The organism is Arthrobacter sp. 10N410, from assembly GCF_056394945.1.
The window spans coordinates 1-5584 of record NZ_JBFTIP010000014.1 but is presented as its reverse complement, the minus strand read 5'-3'; the positions used below and the strand labels follow the sequence as shown (position 1 = coordinate 5584).

At 68.9% G+C, this 5584-nt stretch carries 2 protein-coding genes; both read left to right on the top strand.

All coding sequences use genetic code 11. The annotated features are described in order from the left end of the window. The coding region (locus tag AC1DB8_RS16535; RefSeq protein ID WP_476893646.1) for an Ig-like domain-containing protein at positions 1 to 5175 on the top strand (5175 nt) is incomplete at its 5' end. 150 nt (positions 5176 to 5325) lie between these two features. Continuing rightward, positions 5326 to 5584 (top strand): hypothetical protein (locus AC1DB8_RS16530; RefSeq protein ID WP_476893645.1); only part of this gene is annotated, 259 nt, incomplete at its 3' end.

The following is a 5584-nucleotide window of genomic DNA, read 5'->3' as shown; positions in this document are numbered from 1 at the left end:
GTGGATGTGCCGAAGGCGTCCGCGTCGCCGTCGTATGTGTTCCGGGTGAACCGGGATGTGGTGGTGCTCAATGATGTGAATTCGGGCAATGTGTGGCTGGTGAACCAGAACATGCAGCTGGTGAACAACTGGGACGACGTCATCCCGCCGCAGCAGACCTCGGACGACGCGGACAAGGACTCCGCCGACGAGGTGCAGCAGACCGTCCTGCCGGACCGCACCAAACCCAACAGCCCGCCGGTCGCCAAAGCCGACACCTTCGGGGTCCGCGCCGGCAAGACGACCATCCTTCCCGTGCTGGACAACGACACCGACCCCGACGGCGACATCCTCACCGTCCGGTCGCCGGAACCGCTCAAATCCGGGCTGCTCGCACCGATCTACGGCGCCACCGGCTTCCAGGTCAGCGTGGGCGCGGACAAGACCGGTACGGAAACGTTCAAATACACGGTCGACGACGGCCGCGGCCTCTCCGCCTCTGCCGACGTCACGCTTAACATCGTCCCGCCCGGGGAGAACTCCGCCCCGCGGCAGAAACCGAATCGGAACACCACACTCGTAGTCCAGGCCGGCAAAGCGGTCAGCCAGAACATCCTCACCGACTGGACCGACCCCGACGGCGATGACGTGTTCGTCGTCGGCGCTGCAAGCAGCGACCCCCGCGACCAGGTGAAAGTCCGGCCCGACGGCCTGCTCAGCTTCCAGGACTCCGGCTCCGAACCCGGCCGCAAGACCGTCACCGTCACCGTCTCCGACGGCCGGTCCACGGCCGAGGGCAAGGTCACCGTGGAGGTGCGCCCGCCAGGAGCCCTGCCGCCGATCGCGAACGCGGACCACCTCGTGGCCGTCGCCGGCGTGGACACCGTGATCGCCCCGCTCAAAAACGACTCGGACCCGCAGGGCGGGGCGCTCCGTCTCGCCCAGGCCACCCCGGACGGCAACTCCACCGCCACCATGGGCGCCGACCAGCAGACCTTCACCTTCAACTCCACCGCCCTCGGCGCACACTACGTCTCCTACCTCGTCACGAACGGGCCGGCCAGCGCCCAGCAGCTGGTCCGGGTCGACGTCGTCCCCGGCGGCGGCGACGGAGCACCGGTCGCGGTCCGCGACACCGCGCTGTTGCCGGCCGGCGGCAGCGTGCTGGTGGACGTCCTCGGCAACGATTCGGACCCCTCCGGCGGCGTCCTGGTGGTCCAGTCCGTGACCGCCGCCGATGGACTGCCGCTCAGCGTCGCCGTCCTGGACCACTCCGTCGTCCGGATCACCGACCTCCGCGCCCAGGGCCAGCTCAACGTCAAGTACACAATCTCCAACGGCAAGTCCTCCGCGAGCGGCGAGATCGCCGTCCTGGTCGTCCCCGCGCCGTCCAAGCTGCAGGCGCCGCAGGCCAAACCCGACGAGGCAACCGTCCGTGCGGGCGACGTCGTCACCATCCCGGTGCTGGAGAACGACACCGACCCCAACGGCGGCAAGCTCACCCTCGAACCGGTGCTGGCCCAAAAGCCGGACGCCGCCGACGGCCGCACCTTCACCGCCGGCCAGACGCTGCGCTTCATCGCCGGCGAGGTGCCGAAGACGGTCTACGCGATCTACAAGGTCACCAACGCCTCCGGACAATCCGACTCCCAGCAGGTGTCCATCCGGATCCGGGCCCGCGACGACGAACGCAACACCCGCCCCGAACCGAAGAACCTGACCGCCCGCGTGGTGGCCGGCATGACGGTCCGCATCCCGGTGCCGCTCGACGGTGTGGACACCGACGGCGACTCTGTGCAGCTGACGGGCGTGGACAAGGCCCCCGCAATGGGCACGGCCGTGGTCAAGGACGGCTACCTCGAATTCACCGCCGCCGGCAACGCCGCCGGCACGGACACCTTCAGCTACCGCGTCCGGGACCGGATCGGCGCCGAAAACACCGGCACCGTGATCGTCGGCATCGCGCCGCGGGAAATCAATAACCAGAAGCCGATCGCGGTTGACGACGCCGTGGACGTCCGGCCCGGCCGCAAAATCGCCGTCGACGCCCTCACGAACGACTCGGATCCGGACGGGGACCCGATCAGCCTGGTGCGCAACGGCTTTGAGGCCCGCCCGGAGCTCGCCGTCGAGCCGGCCGACGGCGGCAAGGTGCTGCTCACAGCGCCGGGCGCCGCGGGCAACGAGAGCGTCAGCTACAAAATCCAGGACGACAAAAAAGCCCAGGGCAGCGCCGTGATCCGGGTCCGGGTCAGCCCGGATGCAACCCTTAAGGCCCCGCTCGCGAAAGACGACGTGGTCACCCCGGCGGAGACCCTCGGCAAGTCCGCCGTCGACGTCCCGGTCCTGAAGAACGACGCCGACCCCGACGGCGTCGCCGCAGAACTCAAGATCGGCCTGCCGGACGGCAATCCGAACGCGCGCGTGGCCGGCGACGGGACCGTCCGGGTGGCCCTCGCGCCGAAGGACCAGCTGGTTCCCTACACCGTCACCGATGTGGACGGCCAAAGCGCGACGGCGGTCATCTGGGTCCCCGGCCAGGGTGAACAGCACCCCACCCTGGCCCGGACCGAGGCCGTGGAGGTGATGGCCGGCAAGGAAATCACCCTGGACCTGGGCGAGTACGTCCGCGTCAGGGAAGGCCGTACGCCGCGGGTCACCCAGGTGGACAAGGTCAAGGTCCAGGGCGCCGAGCCGGACAACGTCGTGGCCGGCAACGGGAGCAAGCTGCGTTACGCCGCCCTCAAGGACTACGTGGGCCCGGGCTCGGTCACCTTCGAGGTCACCGACGGCAGCGGACCCGAGGACCCGGCCGGGCTGAAGTCCACGCTCAGCATCATCACCAAGGTCATCCCGGACCCGAACGCCAACCACCCGCCGACGTTCAGCGGCGCCACCCTTGAGGTGCCGAAGGCCGAGTCCGCGAGCCTGGAACTGGGCAACCTGGCCAAGGACGTCGACGCCGGCGACCAGGACAAACTTAAATTCGAACTCGACGGAACACTCCCGGAGGGCTTCAAGGCCACGCTTGACGGCGCCACCCTGAAAGTCACCGCAGACTCCGCCAAGGCCGCGGGCTGGAAGGGCAGCATCCCGCTCAAGGTCACCGACGGCCGCTCCGATCCTGTCCGGGCCACGGTGGCGGCCACCGTCACGGCCTCAAACCGGCCACTGCCGGTGGCGAACGAGGACGTCGTGGAGAAGGCCAACGCCGGCAAGGCGGAGACCGTCAACGTCCTCGCCAACGACTTCAACCCCTTCTCCGACACGCCGCTGCGGATCGTGGCCGCCACCGTGGAAACCGGCTCCGCGGCCGGGCAGCCCGCGGTGGCCGGGGACTCCATCACGGTCACCCCCGCCGGCGGCTTCAAGGGCGTGATGGTGGTCCGCTACACCGTCATGGACAAGACCGGGGACCTCTCCCGGCAGACCGACGGCCGCGTCCGGATCACCGTCCGGGACAAGCCCGACGCCCCGTCCGCGCCGAGCGCAACGGACGTCCGCAGCCGGACCGCCGTGCTCAAGTGGACGCCGCCGTCGGACAACGGTGCCGCCATCACCAAGTACACGGTGCGCTCCGGCAACGGCTTCAGCCAGGATTGCGCCACCACCACGTGCACCCTCAGCGGACTGACCAACGACGTCAAGTACGTCTTCACCGTCACCGCCACCAACGAGGTGAAGGAATCCGATCCCTCGCCGGCCTCCAACGAGATCCGGCCGGATGAAAAGCCCTCGCCGCCGGAGGCCCCCACCGTCAAGGCCGGGGACAAGAACATGGTGATCGCCTGGCCCGCGGCGAAGACCGAGGGCTCCGCGGTGAAGAACTACAACCTGGAGATCTCGCCGCCGCCGGCCAGTGGAGTCGCCGTGAAGAACGGCGTGACCGGCCTGAACTACACCTGGCCGGCCCTGACCAACGGCGTGCGCTACAAGGTGCGCGCCCAGGCCGTGAACGAGCTCGGCCCCTCCGACTGGGGACAGTACTCCGCCGAGGACAACCCCGCCGGCGTCCCGGCCGCCCCGGGCGCGCCGACGACGTCGGTGGCCTCCGCCGTCGGCACCTCCAACCAGCTCAAGGTGGACTGGGATGAGCCAAACACCAACGGCGACGCGATCAAGAACTACTACGTCACGATGAGCGGCGGCGGCGGCGCGGACCAGACCCAGACCGTGGCCGGCACCGTGCGGACGGCGAACTTCACCGCCAACAACTCGGAAGCGTCCTATACCTTCACCGTGCAGGCCGAAAACAAGGCAGGCAAGGGCTCCGCCAGCGCGGCCTCCGCGCCGCGCCGCGCCACCGGCAAGCTCAGCCGGGTCTCCGGCGTGAGCGCCGCCGAGGCCAACACCGGCGGCGCCGGTCGGGCCGTCACCATCAACTTCCGTGAGCTCACCGCTGCGGAACGCAACGGCTCGGCCTACTCCGAGGTGAGTTACACCTACCGAGCCAGCACCGGCCAATCCGGGCCGATCAGGCCCGGCCAGACCGTCGGCGGGTTCGCCAACGGCGCCGCCACCACCGTCACGGTGACGGCCAACTCGTCCGTCGCGCCCAGCTCGGACGCCAGCACCGGGGCTAACGCGAACCCTTACGGCTCACCCGGCACCCCGTCGGCCTCCGGCACCAACGGCGCGGAAAACCAGCGGAACCTGACGTTTAACTGGGCCTCGCCGGATGCCGGGAGCCACGACATCGCCTACACCCAGATCAAAATCGACAACGGCGGCTGGGAACGGGTGGGCCCCTCGGGAAGCCGGACGGTCAACACCGGCGGCTTCAATGAACGGCACACGATCCAGGTCCAGACCGTCAACTCGCGCGGCACCGGCGGCCCGCTCGCCTCGGCGTCGGCCCAGTCCGGGGCAGAGAAGACGCGCTGGTCCACCAGGCTGAACTCCGGCATGGACCGCAGCTGCACCGACCTGCCGGGCGCCACCTCCTACGACCCGCAGAAATTCACCTGCGACGGCAAGAGCGGCTACGACCGGCCGTGGATGTCCCACTTCGACAGCTTCGACGTGATGTGCTGGAAGCCGCACGGCACCACCTACAGCGGCGACGGCCAGTGGTACTACATCATGCGCGGCTCACCGAACCAGACCCGCTGGATCCAGTCGCTGCACACCACCATCGGGTCGCCGGCACAGAGCGGCGTACCACTGTGCACCTTCCCGACAGGAGCCACGCCATAACCCGCCCCGGGCCCCGGCCGTCACCCTCCGCCGGGCAGTCCTCCCCATCGCGCTGCCGGAGATCGTTGGGTAGGCTGTCGCGGGAAGTGGGGGAGCGGTCTCGGGTCCGCCGGGGGAACCACCACACAATTTTGAAGGAAAGCTAACGCTGTGACACGTCTTTTCGCCACGCTGGGTGCCAGAAAGCCGGGTTCCACGAAACCGCGATCACGCACGCGCCGCAAGTTCGCCACGGCCACGTCGTTTGTGGCTGCTGCTGCGGTGTTGGTGACGGGGGCCATCATCTATCCGGGGTTTAAGACTGCTGAGGTGGAGTTGAACGATGGTGGTGTGTGGGTGGTGTCGAAGGCGAAGAATGCGGTGGGGCGGTTGAATTATCCGTCGCGGGTGTTGGATGGTGCGGTGACGC